Source organism: Streptomyces coryli (assembly GCF_011044975.1).
Lineage (GTDB): Bacteria > Actinomycetota > Actinomycetes > Streptomycetales > Streptomycetaceae > Streptomyces > Streptomyces coryli.
This window is the reverse complement of record NZ_JAAKZV010000508.1, coordinates 1-1,720: the sequence shown is the minus strand read 5'-3', so window position 1 is coordinate 1,720 and position 1,720 is coordinate 1. Positions and strand designations below refer to the sequence as shown.

Annotated in this window: 2 protein-coding genes; one reads left to right on the top strand and one right to left on the bottom strand. The window is 69.5% G+C overall.

Going from position 1 to position 1,720, the window contains the following annotated elements; genetic code table 11:
* Positions 1-318 (bottom strand): ABATE domain-containing protein (locus tag G5C51_RS41780; RefSeq protein WP_338118512.1); only part of this gene is annotated, 318 nt, incomplete at its 3' end.
* 89 nt (positions 319-407) lie between these two features.
* Here G5C51_RS41780 and G5C51_RS41775 point away from each other — a divergent pair.
* Complete coding sequence (locus tag G5C51_RS41775) at positions 408-1,637, top strand: SufS family cysteine desulfurase (protein ID WP_165246125.1); 1,230 nt, start codon at positions 408-410, stop codon at positions 1,635-1,637.
* Positions 1,638-1,720 lie beyond the last annotated feature (83 nt).

Genomic DNA, 1,720 nt, shown 5'->3' with positions numbered 1-1,720 from the left:
GGCGAGGGCATCGTTGAGGGTCGTCAGGCTGGCGGCGGGCGGGGTGGTCACGTCGGCGCGGGCGGCGAAGAGCTCGCGGGTGGCCTCGCGGAGCTTGATCAGCCGGCCGAGCCGCCGGCCGTTCAGCGCGGCCTTGTCGGGCAGCAGCTCCTGGCGGACCAGCCACAGGTGCCCCGCCTCGGTGTCCTCCAGCAGGTCCACGGCGCCGTGGCTGCTCGTAAAACGCGTATTGACCAGGGCGACCGATGCGTAGCGCTCCTCGCCGGGCACGGGGAGGTGATGCAGGAAGTAGGGGCTCTCGTCATCCACAGCAGGCACAGCCTCATGCTAACGCTTGCGATTCTCCGTGAGGAGGTCTAGCGTCCCTCACGGCCAATCAAGCAAGAAAGCGTGAGAGGAAGAGCGTCGTGGGACTCGATGTGGACGCCGTACGCAAGGACTTCCCGATCCTGGACCGCACGGTCGCCGACGGCGCCCGCCTGGTCTACCTCGACTCGGGCGCCACGGCCCACAAACCCCTCCAAGTCCTGGACGCGGAACGGGACTTCTACCTGAACCACAACGCCGCCGTGCACCGCGGCGCCCACCAGCTCTCGGTTGAGGCCACCGAGCTGTACGAGGGAGCCCGCGCCACGGTCGCGGCCTTCATCGGCGCCGCCGCCGACGAGGTGGTCTTCACCAAGAGCGCTACGGAAGGCATCAACCTCGTCGCGTACGCCCTCGAGAACGCCCGCCGCATCGGCCCCGGCGACTCGATCGTGGTCACGGAGATGGAGCACCACGCGAACTTGGTCCCGTGGCAGCAGCTGGCCGAGCGGACAGGGGCAACGCTGCGCTGGTTCGGCCTGACGGACGACGGCCGCCTCGACCTGTCGGAACTCAACACCCTCATCGACGAGTCGACAAAACTGGTCGCGGCCACCCACCAGTCCAACGTCCTCGGCACCGTCAACCCCATCCGTACACTCGCCGACCGCGCCCACGCGGTAGGCGCGCTGCTCGTGGTCGACGGCGCCCAGTCGGTCCCGCACCGCCCGGTCGACGTGGCGTCGCTGGGCGCGGACTTCCTCGCCTTCTCCGCCCACAAGATGCTCGGCCCGATGGGCATCGGCGTGCTGTGGGGCAGGCGCGAACTCCTGGCGGACCTGCCCCCATTCCTCACTGGCGGCTCAATGATCGAGGTGGTGGAGATGGACCACTCCACCTTCCTCCCGCCTCCGCAACGCTTCGAGGCAGGCGTCCCGATGGCAGCCCAGGCGATCGGCCTGGCGGCGGCGATCGACTACCTGTCGACCCTCGGCATGGAGGCGGTGGCGGCCCATGAGGACGAGCTGACGGCTCGTGCTCTCGGCCTGCTTCAGGAGATCCCGGGCGTACGAATCGTCGGCCCGACGGATCTGGCTGACCGCGGCTCGGCGGTGTCCTTCACGGTGGAGGGGATCCATCCGCATGACGTGGGGCAGGTCTTGGATGCGCGGGGCATCGCCGTACGCGTAGGACACCACTGCGCACGGCCGATCATCCGGCGATACGGGCTGGCGGCGACTACTCGCGCGACGCCGTACGTGTACAACACGGCGGCGGAGGTGGACGCGCTGGCCGAGGGGGTACGGGCGGCGCAGGCTTACTTCGCTTGACGGCCCTCGCGCCCTCCCCTAACCCCCTCGCCTCCCGACCGCCGAACCGGAACCCGGCATCGGGAACCCGGCAGACCAAGCCC